General features: G+C 64.6%; 14 protein-coding genes and 1 pseudogene. 9 read left to right on the top strand and 6 right to left on the bottom strand.

All coding sequences use genetic code 11. The annotated features are described in order from the left end of the window. Window positions 1-12 precede the first annotated feature (12 nt). The 3 genes from G3O00_RS02040 to clpS form a co-directional block, all read right to left on the bottom strand. Entirely contained in the window at window positions 13-1,392 is a 1,380-nt protein-coding gene (locus G3O00_RS02040) for an amino acid permease (protein WP_206141889.1), read from the bottom strand. A gap of 104 nt (window positions 1,393-1,496) precedes the next feature. Beyond that, window positions 1,497-3,797, bottom strand: coding sequence for an ATP-dependent Clp protease ATP-binding subunit ClpA (gene clpA / locus G3O00_RS02035; protein WP_011352966.1), 2,301 nt, complete (start codon window positions 3,795-3,797; stop codon window positions 1,497-1,499). Then, a complete protein-coding gene (clpS, locus tag G3O00_RS02030) occupies window positions 3,794-4,108 on the bottom strand; it encodes an ATP-dependent Clp protease adapter ClpS (RefSeq protein WP_006398529.1) in 315 nt (104 codons plus the stop codon). Before clpS ends, clpA begins: the two co-directional genes overlap by 4 nt. Window positions 4,109-4,653: 545 nt before the next feature. On the opposite strand from clpS, the gene G3O00_RS02025 reads away from it, so the two are divergent. Then, window positions 4,654-4,857, top strand: a complete 204-nt coding sequence (locus G3O00_RS02025) for a cold-shock protein (protein ID WP_006478030.1) — start codon at window positions 4,654-4,656, stop codon at window positions 4,855-4,857. A 184-nt stretch (window positions 4,858-5,041) separates the two neighbouring features. On the opposite strand, the gene G3O00_RS02020 is transcribed toward G3O00_RS02025, so the two are convergent. Then, window positions 5,042-6,649 (bottom strand): multicopper oxidase family protein, encoded by a 1,608-nt coding sequence (locus tag G3O00_RS02020; RefSeq protein ID WP_206141888.1) that lies wholly within the window; start codon window positions 6,647-6,649, stop codon window positions 5,042-5,044. Between the two features lie 120 nt (window positions 6,650-6,769). On the opposite strand from G3O00_RS02020, the gene G3O00_RS02015 reads away from it, so the two are divergent. Further along, window positions 6,770-7,108, top strand: coding sequence for a hypothetical protein (locus tag G3O00_RS02015; RefSeq protein WP_206141887.1), 339 nt, complete (start codon window positions 6,770-6,772; stop codon window positions 7,106-7,108). A 210-nt stretch (window positions 7,109-7,318) separates the two neighbouring features. Continuing rightward, window positions 7,319-7,543, top strand: a complete 225-nt coding sequence (locus tag G3O00_RS02010) for a hypothetical protein (protein WP_006490888.1) — start codon at window positions 7,319-7,321, stop codon at window positions 7,541-7,543. Window positions 7,544-7,666: 123 nt separating this feature from the next. Here G3O00_RS02010 and G3O00_RS02005 read toward each other — a convergent pair whose 3' ends face one another. Next, window positions 7,667-9,895 carry an NADP-dependent isocitrate dehydrogenase gene (locus tag G3O00_RS02005; protein ID WP_206141886.1) on the bottom strand — a complete coding sequence of 743 codons (2,229 nt, stop codon included), beginning with the start codon at window positions 9,893-9,895 and terminating at the stop codon, window positions 7,667-7,669. Between the two features lie 280 nt (window positions 9,896-10,175). Further along, window positions 10,176-11,432, bottom strand: coding sequence for an NADP-dependent isocitrate dehydrogenase (gene icd / locus G3O00_RS02000; protein ID WP_006478026.1), 1,257 nt, complete (start codon window positions 11,430-11,432; stop codon window positions 10,176-10,178). 277 nt (window positions 11,433-11,709) lie between these two features. On the opposite strand from icd, the gene G3O00_RS01995 reads away from it, so the two are divergent. The 6 genes and pseudogenes from G3O00_RS01995 to G3O00_RS43230 form a co-directional block, all read left to right on the top strand. Beyond that, the gene (locus tag G3O00_RS01995) at window positions 11,710-12,288 is read left to right on the top strand and encodes a pseudouridine synthase (RefSeq protein WP_043190023.1); all 579 of its coding nucleotides are present in this window, start codon (window positions 11,710-11,712) and stop codon (window positions 12,286-12,288) included. A gap of 281 nt (window positions 12,289-12,569) precedes the next feature. After that, entirely contained in the window at window positions 12,570-12,785 is a 216-nt protein-coding gene (locus G3O00_RS01990; protein WP_011352970.1) for a hypothetical protein, read from the top strand. Window positions 12,786-12,945: 160 nt separating this feature from the next. Next, on the top strand, window positions 12,946-13,446 hold the full coding sequence (locus G3O00_RS01985; RefSeq protein WP_206141885.1) for a DUF192 domain-containing protein: 501 nt from the start codon (window positions 12,946-12,948) through the stop codon (window positions 13,444-13,446). Between the two features lie 217 nt (window positions 13,447-13,663). Then, a complete protein-coding gene (gene fusA, locus G3O00_RS01980; RefSeq protein WP_206141884.1) occupies window positions 13,664-15,769 on the top strand; it encodes an elongation factor G in 2,106 nt (701 codons plus the stop codon). A 163-nt stretch (window positions 15,770-15,932) separates the two neighbouring features. Then, window positions 15,933-16,943, top strand: coding sequence for a HoxN/HupN/NixA family nickel/cobalt transporter (locus G3O00_RS01975; protein ID WP_206141883.1), 1,011 nt, complete (start codon window positions 15,933-15,935; stop codon window positions 16,941-16,943). A gap of 290 nt (window positions 16,944-17,233) precedes the next feature. Beyond that, window positions 17,234-17,905, top strand: a pseudogene (locus tag G3O00_RS43230) (hypothetical protein); the annotation flags it as partial.

The raw sequence follows: 17,905 nt of genomic DNA, 5'->3' as shown, positions 1-17,905 counted from the left end.
GCGCCGTGGCCATCAACGCGCGTGTTGGTGCCGGTAATGCAGCGCGTACGCGAGCGTGAGCAGCACGGCGAACACGACGCCGACCACCATCGTCATCCGGAATTCGCGCGTGAACACGGTCGTGAACAGGATCGCCGCGACGAGTCCCGCACCGAGCAGGCTGCCGAACGGGTGTCCCCACATCCGGAACGCGAGCGCGGGGCCGCGATACCGCGAACGGAAGCGCAGGTGCGTGACGAAGATCATCAGCCACGTGAACAGTGCACCGAACATCGCGATCGCCATCATCACGGTGAACGCGGTGTCCGGCGCCAGCGCGACCAGCACGGCCGCCACCGCGACACCGCTCGTCGAGATCCACAGCGCCGCGCGCGGCACGCCGTTCGTGCCCAGCCGGCCGAACACCGCGGGCGCGAGCCGTGCGCGCGACAGGCTGAACATCATCCGCGTCGTCACGTAAAGCTGGCTGTTCATTGCCGACAGCGCCGCGATCAGCAACACGAAGTTGATCACGCCTGCCGCGTACGGCACGTGGGTCGCGGCCATCACCTTCACGAACGGGCTTTCGTCGGTACCGGCCTGCGTCCACGGCACGATCGCGAGCATCAGCGACAGCGTCAGCAGGTAGAACAGCACGAGCCGGAACACGGTCGAGCGGAACGCACGCGTGACCGCGTGCTGCGGATCGCGCGCCTCGCCGGCCGCGATCGCGACGGCTTCGATGCTCATGTAACTGAAGATCGCGACGATCACCGCGACCCAGGTGCCCCACGGCCCCTTCGGCATGAAGCCGCCGTGCGCGGTGTAGTTCGCGAAACCGATGCCCGACGCGGCCGGCGCCGACCACACGAGATAGGCGCCGAGCACGATGAACACGACGATCGCCGCGATCTTCAGCAGCGAGAACGCGTATTCGACCGTGCCGTACAGCGTGACGCTCGCGAGGTTCACGGCGATCAGCAGCGCGGAGAAGCCGATCACCCAGTACCAGCCGGGCACGGCCGGGAACCAGTACTTCATGAACACGGCGATCGCGCTGATCTCGGTGCCGATCGCGAACACGACCGCGAACCAGTACGCATAGCGCACCAGGAAGCCCGCCAGCGGGCCGACATAGTGCTCGGCATACGCGCCGAACGAGCCGGCCGTCGGATGCGCGACCGTCATTTCCGCGAGCGCGCCCATCAGCAGCAGCGCGATCAGCGCGCCGATCGCGTACGAAACCAGCACGCTCGGGCCGGCGAGCCCGATCGCGAACCCGCTGCCGAGGAACAGCCCCGTGCCGATCGCGCCGCCGATCGCGATCATCGCCATCTGCCCAGACGTCAGCGCATGGCGCAAACCCTGTTCGCGCGCGACGATGTCGTCGAACGTCCGTTGTTGTTGTGTCACTGCGTTGCCACTCCCCTGCACCACCATCGCGCCGCCGGCGCCAGATAAAACGAAACGGCGCGGAAAACATCCCGCGCCGTTCGCATGAACTACCCGATTATCGCTTACTCGACTTCGACCGCCTCTTCGTTCGGCTTGTGCGGCGGATTCGCCAGCTTGTCGAACGACAACTGCACCTTGTCGTTTTCGTCGACATCGACCGTCACGTGGCCGCCGTTGACGAGCTTGCCGAACAGCAGCTCGTCGGCCAGCGCGCGCCGGATCGTGTCCTGGATCAGCCGCTGCATCGGCCGCGCGCCCATCAGCGGGTCGAAGCCGTGCTTCGCGAGATGCTTGCGCAACGCGTCGGTGAAGAGCGCGTCGACCTTCTTCTCGTGCAGCTGTTCCTCGAGCTGGATCAGGAACTTGTCGACCACGCGCATGATGATTTCCTCATCGAGCGAGCGGAAGCTGATGATCGAATCCAGGCGGTTGCGGAACTCCGGCGTGAACAGACGCTTGATGTCGGTCATCTCGTCGCCCGTCTCGCGGCGCGTCGTGAAGCCGATCGTCGCCTTCTGCATCGACTCGGCGCCCGCGTTCGTCGTCATGATGATGATGACGTTGCGGAAATCCGCCTTGCGGCCGTTGTTGTCCGTCAGCGTGCCGTGGTCCATCACCTGCAGCAGCACGTTGAAGATGTCCGGATGCGCCTTCTCGATTTCGTCGAGCAGCAGCACGCAGTGCGGCTTCTTCGTGACGGCTTCGGTCAAGAGGCCACCCTGGTCGAACCCGACGTAGCCCGGCGGCGCGCCGATCAGGCGGCTCACCGCGTGACGCTCCATGTATTCCGACATGTCGAAGCGGATCAGCTCGATGCCGAGCGTGAACGCGAGCTGGCGCGCCACTTCGGTCTTGCCGACGCCCGTCGGGCCGGAGAACAGGAACGCACCGATCGGCTTGTCCATCTTGCCGAGGCCCGCGCGCGCCATCTTGATCGAGGCAGCGAGTGCGTCGATCGCCGGATCCTGGCCGAACACGACGCTCTTCAGGTCGCGATCGAGCGTCTGCAGCTTGCTCCGGTCGTCCTGCGACACGCTCTGCGGCGGCACACGCGCGATCTTCGAGATGATTTCCTCGATCTCGCTCTTGCCGATCGTCTTCTTCTGCTTCGACTTCGGCAGGATGCGCTGAGCGGCACCCGCTTCGTCGATCACGTCGATCGCCTTGTCGGGCAAGTGGCGGTCGGTGATGAAGCGCGCCGACAGTTCAGCCGCGGCCGACAGCGCACCCGACGAATACTTGACGCCGTGATGCTCCTCGAAGCGCGACTTCAGCCCGCGCAGGATCGCGACCGTCTGCTCGACGGTCGGCTCCGTCACGTCGACCTTCTGGAAGCGCCGCGACAGCGCCGCATCCTTCTCGAAGATGCCGCGATATTCGGTGAACGTGGTCGCGCCGATGCACTTCAGCACGCCCGACGACAGCGCCGGCTTCAGCAGGTTCGACGCATCGAGCGTGCCGCCCGATGCGGCGCCCGCGCCGATCAGCGTATGGATTTCGTCGATGAACAGGATCGCGTGCGGACGCTCCTTCAGCTCCTTCAGCACCGTCTTCAGACGTTGCTCGAAATCGCCGCGGTACTTGGTGCCCGCGAGCAGCGCGCCCATGTCGAGCGAGTAGACCTGCGCGTTCGCGAGGATGTCCGGCACTTCGCCGCGCGTGATGCGATAGGCGAGCCCTTCCGCGATCGCGGTCTTGCCGACACCGGCCTCGCCGACGAGCAGCGGATTGTTCTTGCGGCGACGGCACAGCACCTGGACCACGCGCTCGACCTCGGGCTCGCGACCGATCAGCGGATCGATGCGGCCGTCCTTCGCCATCTGGTTCAGGTTCTGCGTGAATTGCGCGAGCGGCGTTTCCTTCTGCGCATTCGCGTCTTCGCTTTCCGCATTCGCATCGGCCGACTTCGCGGCTTCGCCGTTGTTCGTCTTCGCGATGCCGTGCGAAATGAAGTTCACGACGTCGAGGCGCGTGACGCCCTGCTGCTGCAGGTAGTACACGGCGTGCGAATCCTTCTCGCCGAAGATCGCGACCAGCACGTTCGCGCCGGTCACTTCCTTCTTGCCGTTCGACGTCGACTGGACGTGCATGATCGCGCGCTGGATCACGCGCTGGAAACCCAGCGTCGGCTGGGTATCGACATCGTCGGTGCCCGGGACGGTAGGTGTGTTGTCGTGGATGAAATTGCGCAGGTTCTGACGCAAGTCCTCGATGTTTGCCGCGCACGCGCGCAACACCTCGGCTGCCGTCGGATTATCCAGCAGGGCCAGCAGCAAATGCTCGACCGTAATGAACTCATGGCGCGCCTGGCGTGCTTCCATGAACGCCATGTGCAGGCTGACTTCCAATTCCTGGGCAATCATGCTTCCTCCATCACGCACTGCAGCGGATGCCCGGCCTGCCGCGCATGGGTAACGACTTGCTCAACCTTGGTCGACGCGATGTCCCGCGTATAGACCCCACAAACCCCTCGCCCTTCGCGATGGACCTTCAGCATGATCTGCGTGGCCGTCTCGCGATCCTTCTTGAAATACTCCTGGACCACCATCACGACGAACTCCATCGGCGTGAAGTCGTCGTTCAGCAGCACCACCTTGTACATCGAAGGCGGCTTGAGCTTCTGCTGCTTGCGTTCCAGGACGGTGCTGTCCTGCTTGTCCGGGATAATCGCCATACACCCATTCTAAACAACTCGGACAGGCCCGCAATCCTGCCATTACCCGACCGACCGGCCGGCGCCCTCCCCGGAATCCCGGAACACGCGATCTTCTTCGCGCCATACGAAAGCCGGCTGCGGTGCCGGCTTTCACGCGTGGCGCGGAACACGAACCGTCAGGGGGAACGGCACCGAACGTCGTGTCCGCATCCAGTATCCCACAAGCCGGGACGACTCGAACGCGTGTCACTCGAGCCTGGTATATGAGCCGATTATGCGGCTTTTCAAGACCTCGCGCTTGGCCGCGTGCTGCTAAGCAAAGCCGGAAAAACCCTGAAAATGGGTTCTTTACAACGTCCCTCTAAACGTCTAAAAATTCCACTTGACACTCCAATAAAGAGCGCCAACAATCAAGCTGGCACTTTTTTCAATTTGCCAGTTGGCGAAATGAAAGAGGCCGAGGTGAGCTTGTGAGGGGGGAACGGCTGCGTTTTCAGGTCGTTTAGCTTTTCGAGCGTGCTCGTGGTAAGTAGCAGCGACTGTGTGACAGGGGAAGTAGGAAAATGGCAACTGGTATCGTTAAGTGGTTCAACGACGCGAAGGGCTTCGGTTTCATCACTCCCGATGAGGGCGGTGAGGATCTGTTTGCGCACTTCTCGGCTATCACCATGAATGGCTTCAAGACGCTGAAGGAAGGCCAGAAGGTGAGCTTTGACGTCGTTCAAGGACCGAAGGGCAAGCAAGCGTCGAACATCCAGGCCGCATAAGGCACCGGATATCAGACGAAGAAACCCGGCGCATGGTTTGCGCCGGGTTTCTTTATTTGAGGCCGGCCAATCGATTATCGATTGGCCGGCCTTTTCGTTCAATCCCGATAATTGAACACGTATTGTCTTGTCACGCGCGCAGATCAAATACTCATCCGGCGCGTGAAACATAATCGCCACTTCGTTACACGACCTTCAGCGTGCCCATCATGCCGAGATCCTCGTGTTCGAGAATGTGGCAATGAAACATGCGCTCACCCGGCATGTCTTGCGTGACGAGAATCGTCACGGTTTCACCGCTGCGCACGTTCACCGTATCGCGCCATGCGCGGAACGGTTCGCTCGTGCGCGAACCGCCCGACGCGCGCTCGATCACCTGGAACTGCGTGCCGTGCAGGTGGAACGGGTGATCCATGTCGGTGCCGTTGCGGATCGTCCAGCGCTCGACGTCGCCCCGGCGGCTCGTCAGCGTCGCGCGGTGCGGCGCGTAGGTGTCGCCGTTGATCGTGAAGCGCATGCCCGCCGGACGGCCGTGCGCCGCGCCTTTCATCATCGCGTCCATGTCCATCTCTTCGCCGAACGCAACTTCCTTGTGGGCGACCGGCTCGCCCAGCGACGGCACCGCGCGCAGGGTCGCCGGCAGCGCGCGGGTGGCGGCCGGCGCGAATGCGACGTCAGCCAGGGCCAACGTCGGATCGGGCGGCAGGCTGCCATGCCCGTCATCGTGCGACATCGACATCTTGCGGCGGTCGTATTCGGCCGCCTGCAGCACGGCGCGCGACGCGCGATCGCCGGCACGCACCAGCAGCTCCGCCCGTTCGCCCGGCGCGATCAGCAGCGACGTGACGCGGCGCGGCGCGTCGAACAGCCCGCCGTCGGTGCCGGCGTGCTCGAACGCGCGGCCGTCGTCGAACGCGATGCGCAGGTAGCGTGCGCTACATGCGTTCCACACGCGCCAGCGCTCGTCGCCCGCGACGTCGATCCGCGGCCGGCGTGCGCCGTTGACCAGCACGAACTGGCCCTCGCGGCCATTCATCCAGTCCATCATGTCGTTCGGTGCAATCGTGCCGTCGCGTGCAAGCTTCAGGTCCGACACGAACAGGTTGCGCTCGGGCCAGCCTGCCAGCGGATCGTCTGCGGCGCGCACGACGAACGGGCCGGCGAGCCCGCGGAAGACTTGCTCGGCCGTCATCATGTGCGGATGCGGGTGGTACCAGTAGGTACCGGCACTCCCCTTCGGCAACGTGAAGCGGTACACGCGCGACGCGCCGGGCGCGACGGGATCGGAAGGATTGCCGTCCTGGTCAGGCGGCACGGGCAGGCCGTGCCAGTGGATCGTCGACGGCTGCGGCAACTTGTTCACGAACTTGATCTCGACCGTGTCGCCCTCGCGCACGTCGATCAGCGGACCGACGACGGGGCCCTGCGTGCCCGCGCCGAACTGCCAGAACGTGGTCGGCCGTGCACCGTGCAGCATCGGGCGCGCCACGGGCTGTGCCACCAGCGTGGCCCGGAACGTACCGGGCTCGCGGCTTTCGTTCGCGAGCGTGCGCAGCGCCGCAAGCGGCGCGCCCGCCGGCAGCGCGTCGGCGGCCGCGAGCGCAGCCGGTGCGGACTTGCCGTGCTGCCCGTGACCCGCCATCCCTGACATGCCCGACATGCCGGGCATGTCGTCCATCGCGTCCATGCCGGCCATGCCAGCGTGACCGGCATGCTGCGCCCACGCGGCGCGCGCGAACAGCGACGCGGCCGCGACACCGATGGCGCGCGACAGGAAGGTTCTCCGTATCATCAATCGTTCCTCGTTATCCATGCTGGGTCGCGCGGCCGCCGCGATGCCCGCACCGGCCGGCTGAAGCGCCGATGCGCGACGCAAATCCTGATGCCCGCGTCATCATAACCGCAGGCCCAAATGGAGAAGCGCCGTGGCCGGCCGGGCGGCGATACGCCGCAGGGCTCGACAACGCCGCCCGATTCGGCCTGCATCGACCCGCATCGTCGATCGATGATGCACAGCCCTTCGCGCGCAGCCGAAGCGCCACCCAACCCTGCCCCGAACGGCTCCCACGCGGTCGCCCTGTGCCTGCCGTTCGCCCCCGCCTCGACGCCGATCGCTTCACCGATCCGCAAACCCGCCAATATTTCACGATGTGGAACAAGTCTCTGCGTTGTAAAAATTCGTGGTGCAGGGCACAAATTTCCCGTTTCGCGATGCCAAAAAACGTTCCGCAATACAAAACGCAAAGAATAATTACTTGTTTTTAAAAGAGAATTTTTGTTTAGTGAAGCCGTTCTACATGCACCATCCGACCGGGTCGCGGACGTAGACTTTGTCCCATGCACTGACGCTTCGCCACGACGTTCGATACGGAACCCGGCGCAAGCAGCCAGTCGGGCCACAGCCGGCCGAACCGGCAGGCGGCACAACAGAATCGCTTGTGATCAGAAAGGGAGAACGGAAATGAAGGGATTTCGCTTTGGTTCAGCGCTCGGGTCGTTCTACATCCTGCCGGGTAACGGCGGCTGGGAAGCGACGTTCGGCAACGCCCTGCTCGGCGCATTCTCGTGCCCCGAAGTGGCAGCCGACCACATCTCCCGCGGCGACTGCGAGCAACTGTCCGAACTGGACACGGCAACGCTCGAAGTGCCGCACGAAATCGCCGAATGGGAAATCGTTCACGTCTGAATGGCAAGCCAGCAACGAAAAACGCCCCGGGCGTCCGGGGCGTTTTTCTTTTTTAGCCGGCGGCAGGCAGCAATGCCTGCCGCACCAGCACACGCATCGGCCCGCGCGATCGCGCGGCCTGCGTCAGGCGACTGCGTCGACGATGCCGTTCAGCGTCGCGCTCGGGCGCATGGCCTGGCTCGTCAGGTCGACGTTCGGGCGGTAGTAGCCGCCGATCGCCTGCGCCTTGCCCTGCGCGGCCGCCAGTTCTTCCAGGATGCGCGCTTCGCTGTCGGACAGCGCCTTCGCCACACCTTCGAACTGCGCCTTCAGCGCTGCGTCCTCGGTCTGCTCGGCCAGCGCCTGCGCCCAGTACAGGCACAGGTAGAAGTGGCTGCCGCGGTTGTCGAGGCCGCCGACCTTGCGCGCCGGCGACTTGTTCTCGTCCAGGAACTTGCCGGTCGCCTGGTCGAGCGTCTTCGCGAGCACGACCGCCTTCGGGTTCTGGTAGGCGTTGCCGAGGTGTTCGAGCGACGCGGCCAGCGCGAGGAATTCGCCGAGCGAATCCCAGCGCAGGAAGCCTTCCTCGACGAACTGCTGCACGTGCTTCGGCGCCGAACCGCCTGCACCCGTTTCGAACATCCCGCCGCCGGCCATCAGCGGCACGATCGACAGCATCTTCGCGCTGGTGCCGAGTTCCATGATCGGGAACAGGTCGGTCAGGTAGTCGCGCAGCACGTTGCCGGTGACCGAGATCGTGTCCTTGCCCGCACGGATGCGCTCGAGCGAGAAACGCGTCGCGTCGACCGGCGTCATCACGCGGATGTCGAGGCCGTTCGTGTCGTGATCCTTCAGGTAACGCTCGACCTTCGCGATGATCTGCGCGTCGTGCGCGCGCGCCGGATCGAGCCAGAACACGGCCGGTGCGCCGGTCGCGCGTGCGCGGTTGACCGCGAGCTTGACCCAGTCCTGCACCGGTGCGTCCTTCGTCTGGCACATGCGCCAGATGTCGCCCGCTTCCACTGCATGCTCGAGCAGCACGTTGCCCGCTTCGTCGGTGACGCGCACGACGCCGTCAGCCTGGATCTGGAACGTCTTGTCGTGCGAACCGTATTCTTCAGCCGCCTGCGCCATCAGGCCGACGTTCGGCACGCTGCCCATCGTGACCGGATCGAACGCGCCATGCTGCTTGCAGTCCTCGATCACGGCCTGGTAGACACCTGCGTAGCAGCGGTCCGGAATCACGGCCTTCGCGTCGTACAGCTGGCCGTCCGGGCCCCACATGCCGCCCGAGTCGCGGATCATCGCCGGCATCGATGCGTCGACGATCACGTCGCTCGGCACGTGCAGGTTCGTGATGCCCTTGTCCGAGTTGACCATCGCCAGGCGCGGACGCACGGCGTATTCCGCCTTGACGTCGGCTTCGATCGCTTCGCGCGTATCGGCCGGCAGGTCCTTCAGGCGTGCGTACAGGTCGCCGATCCCGTTGTTCGGGTTGAAGCCGACCTGCGCCAGCACGTCAGCGTGCTTCGCGAGCACGTCGCGGTAAAACACCGACACGAAGTGGCCGAACAGGATCGGGTCCGAGACCTTCATCATGGTCGCCTTCAGGTGCACCGAGAACAGCACGTCCTGGGCCTTCGCATCGGCGATCTGCGCGTCGATGAAGCTGCGCAGCGCATTGCGGCTCATCACCGACGCGTCGATCACTTCACCGGCCTTCACGGCCGTCTTTTCCTTCAGCACCTTCTTCGCGCCGTCGGCCGTCGTGAGTTCGATCTTCACACTGCCGGCATCGGCGATCAGCACCGACTTCTCGCTGCCGTAGAAGTCGCCTTCGCTCATGTGCGCAACGTGTGCCTTCGACGTGGCCTTCCACGCGCCCATCTTGTGCGGATGCTTGCGTGCGTAATTCTTGACCGACAGCGGCGCGCGGCGGTCGGAGTTGCCTTCGCGCAGCACCGGGTTCACCGCGCTGCCCTTGATCTTGTCGTAGCGAGCCTTGACCGCCTTCTCTTCGTCCGTCGACGGATCTTCCGGATAGGCCGGCAGCTGGAAGCCCTGCGCCTGCAGTTCGGCGATCGCGGCCTTCAGCTGCGGTACCGATGCGCTGATGTTCGGCAGCTTGATGATGTTCGCTTCCGGCTTCAGCGTGAGCTGGCCCAGTTCGGCCAGATCGTCGGAACCCTTCTGCTCGGGCGGCAGGACGTCTGCGAATGCCGCGATGATGCGGCCGGCGAGCGAGATGTCGCGCGTTTCGACGGCGACGCCGGACGAGCGCGTGAAGGCCTTGACGATCGGCAGCAGCGAATAGGTCGCGAGCGCGGGCGCTTCGTCAGTGAGGGTGTAGATGATCTTGGGCGAAGTGGACATGGTCGATGCGTTGCTACGTGAAAATTTGGACTGAGAACGCCGGCGGGTAACCGGCGGGGAGCGACCGGGTCGGTCGCGAAAGGGGCACGCCGGCTCAGCCGGGCGATGGTGTTGCGAGGGCCGTCATGTTCTACCTTGCAGGGGCTCCGGGCCGCATCGCGGCGCCGCGGCCCGCATGCCGGACCGCCCTGCCAACAAACCTGCCATCCACGAAACGCTCCGGCGCCGGCAGTAGGCGCCGGGGCGGCCGGACATGCGCCGGCCCACCCCGGAAGGGGACTTACATGTTCTCGATCAGCACTTCACCGAAGCCCGAGCACGACACCTGCGTCGCACCTTCCATCAGGCGCGCGAAGTCGTACGTGACGCGCTTCTGCAGGATCGACTTCTCCATCGCGGCGATGATCGTGTCGGCCGCTTCCGTCCAGCCGAGGTGGCGCAGCATCATTTCCGCCGACAGGATCTCGGAACCGGGGTTCACGTAATCCTTGCCCGCGTACTTCGGTGCGGTGCCGTGCGTCGCTTCGAACATCGCGACCGAATCCGACAGGTTCGCACCCGGCGCGATCCCGATGCCGCCGACCTGTGCGGCCAGCGCGTCGGAGATGTAGTCGCCGTTCAGGTTCAGCGTGGCGATCACGTCGTATTCGGCCGGGCGCAGCAGGATCTGCTGCAGGAATGCATCGGCGATCGAATCCTTGATCACGATCTCGTTGCCCGTCTTCGGGTTCTTCACGCGCATCCACGGGCCGCCGTCGATCAGCTCGCCGCCGAATTCCTTCTGTGCAAGCGCGTAGCCGGCGTCACGGAACAGGCCTTCCGTGAACTTCATGATGTTGCCCTTGTGCACCAGCGTGACCGACTTGCGATCGTTGTCGATCGCGTACTGGATCGCCTTGCGCACGAGACGCTCGGTGCCTTCGGTCGACACGGGCTTGACGCCGATCCCCGAGGTTTCCGGGAAGCGGATCTTCTTCACGCCCATCTCGTCCTGCAGGAACTTGATCACCTTCTTCGCCTGCTCGGAGCCCGCGGCCCATTCGATGCCCGCGTAGATGTCTTCCGAGTTCTCGCGGAAGATCACCATGTCGATCTTTTGCGGCTCGCGCACCGGCGACGGCACGCCCTTGAAGTACTGCACCGGGCGCAGGCACACGTACAGGTCGAGTTCCTGGCGCAGCGCGACGTTCAGCGAACGGATGCCGCCGCCGACCGGGGTCGTGAGCGGCCCCTTGATCGACACCACGTATTCCTTCAGCACCTGCAGCGTTTCGTCCGGGAGCCACACGTCCGGGCCGTACACCTTCGTCGCCTTCTCGCCCGCGAAAATCTCCATCCAGTGGATCTTGCGCTTGCCCTTGTAGGCATGCGCGACCGCCGCGTCGACGACCTTGATCATGACCGGCGTGATATCGAAGCCCGTACCGTCGCCTTCGATATAGGGAATGATCGGCTGATCGGAAACGTTGAGCGAGAAGTCCTTGTTGACGGTGATCTTGTCACCGCCTTCCGGAACCTTGATGTGCTGATACGGCATGATCGACTCCAGTGACGTGGCTGAGCAGGTGATGCTGGTCGAAGCTGCGCGCGCGGCGGGGGCGCGGCATGGCCACCCCGTGACGGCAACAGCGAGCCGCTATTCTAGCGCCCCAACCGGGCACTTCGGCATGAAGCGCGGCACTGCGTATCAAGACCCCACTTATGTCTTATATAAGACAGAGGACTTGCCGTTCCGTATTATGCATTAAGATTCCGCCATTTGCCATAGACCGCCCGCCCCCGCTTCCCGCGGCGCGCCGGGCGGACGCCCCGCCATGAACCTGATCGCCCTCAACAAGCCGTTCGGCACGATTTGCCAGTTTTCCGCGCACGAGACGCGCCCGTCGCTCGGCGACTGGGTAAAAACGCCCGGCGTCTACGCGGCCGGCCGGCTGGACGCGGACAGCGAGGGGCTGCTGCTGCTCACCGACGACGGCGCGTTGCAGGCGCGCATCGCCGAGCCGCGCCACAAGCTCGTCAAGCGCTACTGGGCGCAGGTCGAAGGCGCGCCCGGCCCCGCCGACCTGAAGGCGCTCGCGCGAGGTGTCGACCTCGGCGACTACGTGACGCGTCCGTGCCGCGCCGAATTCATCGAACCGCCCGACACGCTGTGGCCGCGCAATCCGCCGATCCGCTACCGCGCCGCGATCCCGACGACGTGGATCGAGCTTGCGATCACCGAGGGCAAGAACCGGCAGGTGCGCCGGATGACGGCGGCCGTCGGCTTCCCGACGTTGCGCCTGGTGCGTGTCGGCGTCGGCGCACTGGATATATTCGCGCTCGGCATTGCACCCGGAGAAACAATCGCGCTGCCGCCGCGCGCGCCGTGGGATGGTTTCGCGCCCGCCGGATGACGAATTCGGGACGGGCGAATTTTTCGTCATCTTTTTCGTCAACCGCCTGCGAAGATCGCGCGTTAAACCACGCAGATGCCAACCTTAGCTATCCGGCATTGGCAGCCGAACCCGTGTTTGCGTCACGAAAGCGACGTTTTTATCGAATACGATTCGGCGCCCGCAGCGCAATGAGAAATTTCTCGAAGCGTCTGTCAACCGAAAGGTGGATGGCACCGTTAGACGACATGACTCCTATTGCCGGGTCATTTGGTTAATTAACTAAAGCTGAGGAACACAACATGAACAAACTGATCGCCGCTCTGGTCGCTGGCCTCTTCGCAACGGCTGCTTTCGCACAAGCATCGGCTCCGGAAGCTGCTCCGGCTGCTGCTGAAGCTGCTTCGGCACCGGCTAAGCACGCTGCCAAGAAGCACCACGCAGCTAAGAAGCACCACAAGGCATCGAAGAAGGCTGCAGCAAGCGACGCAGCAGCACCGGCAGCTGCTTCGAACTAAGTAAGCTTGCTGTAATAACGCAGTCAAGAACACGCAGTCTTGCCGTTCTTACGGCGTTGAAAGGCAGATCACCGCAAGGCGATCTGCCTTTTTCTTTTTTGTGCCCGTGAGCACGCATCGCGTACCATGCGGGTCTTGTTTTCCAGATAGGAGCCTTGCTGTGCAATTCTCCCTGCGCTCGTCGCTCGGCCGCCTTGCGCGCGCCGCCGTGTTTCCCGCCGCGCTCGCCGTCATGGCGCTCGGCATGCAGGCCGCCAGCGCGCAAGTGCCGCCCGGCGCCAAGCAGCCGAGCGAATTCCCGCGCGTGAAGCTGCGCGCCGGCATGTACGTGATCGACGCGGCCGTCGCCGCGAACGACCCCGACCGCGAACAGGGGCTGATGTACCGTTCGCAGCTCGCGCCGAACGAAGGCATGGTGTTCGTGTTCAACGAGAACGCGGTGCACTGCTTCTGGATGAAGAACACGCTGATCCCGCTGTCGATCGCGTTCATTCGCGCGGACGGCACGATCACCGACATCGACGAGATGAAGGCCGAGACGACCGACAACCACTGCCCGCGCAACAACGGCGTCTATGCGCTCGAAATGAGCAAGGGCTGGTTCGCGGCGAAGGGCATCAAGCCCGGCATGAAGCTCGAAGGCCTGCCGCAGGCCCAGTAACGGCCATCGCCGCGGCGTCGCGCCGCGTACCGACCGAAGCCGGCCGCCCGTTGCGCGCCGGCTTTTTTTTCGCCCGCCGGCGGTGACACCCGGCTTGATTCCGCCGGCGCCGGCCGCATCTGCAAAAGCCACGCGCAAGCGCTATGCTTTAAGTCTCGCTTGTCCAGACCGGGCCGGCACCGCCAGCCCGCTTACATCCGAACCCAAGGAGGTTCACGTGCCCCGCAAAACCCCCATCGAGCGCTATCGCAATATCGGGATCAGCGCTCACATCGATGCCGGCAAAACCACGACGACCGAGCGCATCCTGTTTTACACCGGCGTGAGCCACAAGATCGGTGAAGTGCACGACGGCGCGGCCACGATGGACTGGATGGAGCAGGAGCAGGAACGCGGCATCACGATCACGTCGGCTGCGACCACGGCCTTCTGGAAGGGCATGGCCGGCAACTATCCGGAGCACCGGATCAACATCATCGACACGCCCGGGCACGTCGACTTCACGATCGAAGTCGAGCGCTCGATGCGCGTGCTCGACGGCGCGTGCATGGTCTACGACTCGGTCGGCGGCGTGCAGCCGCAGTCCGAAACCGTCTGGCGCCAGGCCAACAAGTACAAGGTGCCGCGCATCGCGTTCGTCAACAAGATGGACCGCATCGGCGCCGATTTCTTCCGCGTGCAGAAGCAGATCGGCGAGCGCCTGAAGGGTGTCGCCGTGCCGATCCAGATTCCGATCGGCGCGGAAGATCATTTCCTGGGCGTCGTCGATCTCGTGAAGATGAAGGCGATCGTGTGGGACGACGAAAGCCAGGGCGTGAAGTTCACGTACGAGGAGATCCCGGCGAACCTCGCCGAGCTCGCACACGAGTGGCGCGAGAAGATGGTCGAGGCCGCAGCGGAAGCGAGCGAGGAACTGCTTGAGAAGTACCTGCACGACCATGAATCGCTGACCGAGGACGAGATCAAGGCCGCGTTGCGCAAGCGCACGATCGCGAACGAGATCGTGCCGATGCTGTGCGGCAGCGCGTTCAAGAACAAGGGCGTGCAGGCGATGCTCGACGCGGTGATCGACTACCTGCCGTCGCCTGCCGACGTACCCGCGATTCTCGGCCATGACCTGCACGACAAGGAAGCGGAGCGTCATCCGAACGACGAGGATCCGTTCTCGTCGCTCGCGTTCAAGATCATGACCGATCCATTCGTCGGCCAGCTGATCTTCTTCCGCGTGTATTCGGGTGTGGTCGAATCCGGCGACACGGTGCTGAACGCGACGAAGGACAAGAAGGAGCGGCTCGGCCGGATCCTGCAGATGCACGCGAACGAGCGTAAGGAAATCAAGGAAGTGCGCGCGGGCGACATCGCGGCGGCCGTCGGCCTGAAGGAAGCGACCACGGGCGACACGCTGTGCGATCCGGCGCACCCGATCGTGCTCGAACGCATGATTTTCCCGGAGCCGGTGATTTCGCAGGCCGTCGAGCCGAAGACGAAGGCCGACCAGGAAAAGATGGGCCTGGCGCTCAACCGTCTGGCACAGGAAGATCCGTCGTTCCGCGTGCAGACCGACGAAGAATCCGGGCAGACGATCATTTCGGGGATGGGCGAGCTTCACCTCGAAATTCTGGTCGACCGGATGAAGCGTGAATTCGGCGTGGAGGCGACGGTCGGGAAGCCGCAGGTCGCTTATCGCGAGACGGTGCGCACGCCGGCGAAGGACGTCGAAGGCAAGTTCGTCAAGCAGTCGGGCGGCCGCGGCCAGTACGGGCATGCAGTGATTACGCTCGAACCGAACCCCGGCAAGGGCTACGAGTTCGTCGACGCGATCAAGGGCGGTGTGATTCCGCGTGAATACATTCCGTCGGTCGACAAGGGCATCCAGGAAACGCTGAAGAGCGGCGTGCTGGCGGGCTATCCGGTCGTCGACGTGAAGGTCACGCTGACGTTCGGTTCGTACCACGACGTCGACTCGAACGAAAATGCGTTCCGGATGGCCGGTTCGATGGCGTTCAAGGAAGCGATGCGCCGCGCGAAGCCGGTGCTGCTCGAGCCGATGATGGCCGTCGAGGTGGAAACGCCCGAAGACTTCATGGGCAACGTGATGGGCGACCTGTCGAGCCGGCGCGGCATCGTGCAGGGGATGGAAGACATCGCGGGCGGCGGCGGCAAGCTCGTACGCGCCGAAGTACCGCTCGCGGAGATGTTCGGCTATTCGACGTCGCTGCGTTCGGCCACGCAGGGCCGCGCGACCTACACGATGGAGTTCAAGCAGTACGCGGAAACGCCGGCCAACGTATCGGAAGGCGTGATCAGCGCGAAAGTGAAGTAAGCGCGGCGCGCTCGCGCGCTGCCGCTTGCAGGCAAGGCCCGTCCGGTTCCGGACGGGCCTTTTTTATTCGGCGCGCGCGGCGTTCGCGGCTTTTTGATCGGCACGCCAGGCATTTTTTTCGCGTGCCACAATGGATCGCGATTCGTCAGATGGAACCATCCCGATGCCGCCCACCCCTGCCCTGCGCCGCCTGCTGATCCTCTATGCCGGCCTGATCGCCGCGAACGCCGCCGTCTGGCTGTGGGCGCTCGCCGTGTTGCGCGATCATCCGCTGCTGCTCGGCACCGCGGCGATCGCGTATGGGCTCGGGCTGCGTCATGCGGTCGACGCCGATCACATCGCCGCGATCGACGTTGCAACGCGCAAGCTGATGCAGGAAGGGCAGCGTCCGGTGAGCGTCGGGCTGTTCTTCTCGCTCGGCCATTCGACGATCGTGATCGCCGCGACGCTCGGCATCGCGCTGACCGCGTTCGCGCTGCGCGACCGGTTCGATGCATTCCGCGAGATCGGCGGCACGATCGGCACGGCGGTGTCGGCCACCTTCCTGCTCGTGCTCGCGTGCGTGAACCTGGTGATCCTGCGCGACGTGTGGCGGCGCTATCGCGGCACGCACAGGCACGCACACGATGCCGCGCATGTGCACCGTCCAGCCGGGCTCGTGTCCCGGCTGCTGCGTCCGCTGTTCCGGTTCGTGTCGAAGAGCTGGCACATGTATCCGGTCGGCGTGCTGTTCGGGCTAGGTTTCGATACTGCAACCGAAATCGGCCTGCTCGCGATTGCCGCCGCGCAGGCGAGCCAGGGGTTGCCGGTCTATACGGTCATGCTGTTTCCCGCGCTTTTCACCGCCGGCATGACGCTGATCGACTCGACCGACAACGTGCTGATGATTCACGCGTACGGCTGGGCGATGGACGATCCGCAGCGCAAGCTGCTCTACAACGCGAGCATCACGTTCGTGTCGGCGGCCGTCGCGCTGGCGATCGGCGGGATCGAGGCAGCCGGCCTGCTGGCCGACAAGCTGTCGCTGACGGGGTCCGTGCGCGACGCGCTCGATGCGCTCGGCGAACGCTTCGGCTCGATCGGTTACGGCATCGTCGCCCTGTTCCTCGTCTGCTGGATCGCGTCGATCCTGTTTCACCGCTGGCAGCGCGCGGCCGATGCGCCTGCGCGCTGAACTTAGCTCAGACGTTTCATTCCGGAAACAAAACTCCCCCCAAAGACGTTGCATGCGCCGTCGCGCGCTTGCGTGCGCCTTGCGCGACGGGCGCAAGCGGCCGGTGGCACGGATCTCGCAGATAGGGATTCGCACGGCGGGCCCGCATGCCGTTTCGCACTCTCGGCTGGCGTCCAGCGCCCGCCCGAACGTGATCGGCTGCCGACAGGACTACGAACCTTTACCGGCCCCCTGCACCACAGGTAGATAGCCGCGCGGCGACGAGGCATCGCGCGCATGGGGAGGCCATGATGCTCAAGACGAAACAACCGTTCCGTACGCCGGGACGGCGCTATCGCGCAACCTTGTTCGCCGCAGCCGCGTTCGCGTGCTGCTGCTCATACGCCGTCGCACAGGATGCGACACCGGACGCCACGGCCGATGCAGTTGCCCACGCGGACGCCATCATGACGCTGGTCGACGACGCTTCGCCTTGCGCAGCCAATCCGGCTGCGTGCGCGGTGCACGTCTTCGCCGGCGGACGTGTTGGCGGTAATGGCGCAGGCCCGGGCAGCAATGGCAGCGGCGGCAGCCCCGGTAGCGGAAATGGCAACGGCAGCGGTAGCGGCAACAACGGGAACGGCACCGTCGGGCCCGCTGGCGTCGGCGGAACGACGAGCGGAACTTCCGGCAGCACGAGTGGTTCGGGTGGCTCGGGCCGCGGAGGCAATGCGTCTGGCAGCGGGGGGTCGGGTGGTGGATCTTCCGGGGGGGGTTCTTCGGGTGGCGGTACTTCAGGTGGCGGTACTTCCGGTGGCGGTACTTCCGGTGGCGGTACTTCCGGTGGCGGTACTTCCGGTGGCGGTACTTCCGGGGGCGGTACTTCGGGTGGCGGTACTTCGGTTGGCGGTACTTCGGGTGGCGGTACTGCGGGTGGCGGCGCTTCGGGGGGCGGTGCTGCGGGTGGAGGTACTCCCGGTGCG

Source organism: Burkholderia sp. Ac-20384 (assembly GCF_017104605.1).
GTDB classification, from domain to species: Bacteria; Pseudomonadota; Gammaproteobacteria; order Burkholderiales; family Burkholderiaceae; genus Burkholderia; species Burkholderia lata.
This window is presented reverse-complemented; position numbering and strand designations above follow the sequence as displayed.

Bases quoted from the DNA above. Each gene is read 5' to 3' on its own strand.
- icd (WP_006478026.1), bottom strand. From the start codon at position 11,432: ATGCCGTATCAGCACATCAAGGTTCCGGAAGGCGGTGACAAGATCACC.
- clpS (WP_006398529.1), bottom strand. From the start codon at position 4,108: ATGGCGATTATCCCGGACAAGCAGGACAGCACCGTCCTGGAACGCAAG.
- G3O00_RS02005 (WP_206141886.1), bottom strand. From the start codon at position 9,895: ATGTCCACTTCGCCCAAGATCATCTACACCCTCACTGACGAAGCGCCC.
- G3O00_RS02010 (WP_006490888.1), top strand. From the start codon at position 7,319: ATGAAGGGATTTCGCTTTGGTTCAGCGCTCGGGTCGTTCTACATCCTG.
- G3O00_RS02025 (WP_006478030.1), top strand. From the start codon at position 4,654: ATGGCAACTGGTATCGTTAAGTGGTTCAACGACGCGAAGGGCTTCGGT.
- G3O00_RS01995 (WP_043190023.1), top strand. From the start codon at position 11,710: ATGAACCTGATCGCCCTCAACAAGCCGTTCGGCACGATTTGCCAGTTT.
- G3O00_RS01975 (WP_206141883.1), top strand. From the start codon at position 15,933: ATGCCGCCCACCCCTGCCCTGCGCCGCCTGCTGATCCTCTATGCCGGC.
- clpA (WP_011352966.1), bottom strand. From the start codon at position 3,797: ATGATTGCCCAGGAATTGGAAGTCAGCCTGCACATGGCGTTCATGGAA.
- G3O00_RS02015 (WP_206141887.1), top strand. From the start codon at position 6,770: ATGGAGAAGCGCCGTGGCCGGCCGGGCGGCGATACGCCGCAGGGCTCG.
- G3O00_RS02020 (WP_206141888.1), bottom strand. From the start codon at position 6,649: ATGATACGGAGAACCTTCCTGTCGCGCGCCATCGGTGTCGCGGCCGCG.
- G3O00_RS01990 (WP_011352970.1), top strand. From the start codon at position 12,570: ATGAACAAACTGATCGCCGCTCTGGTCGCTGGCCTCTTCGCAACGGCT.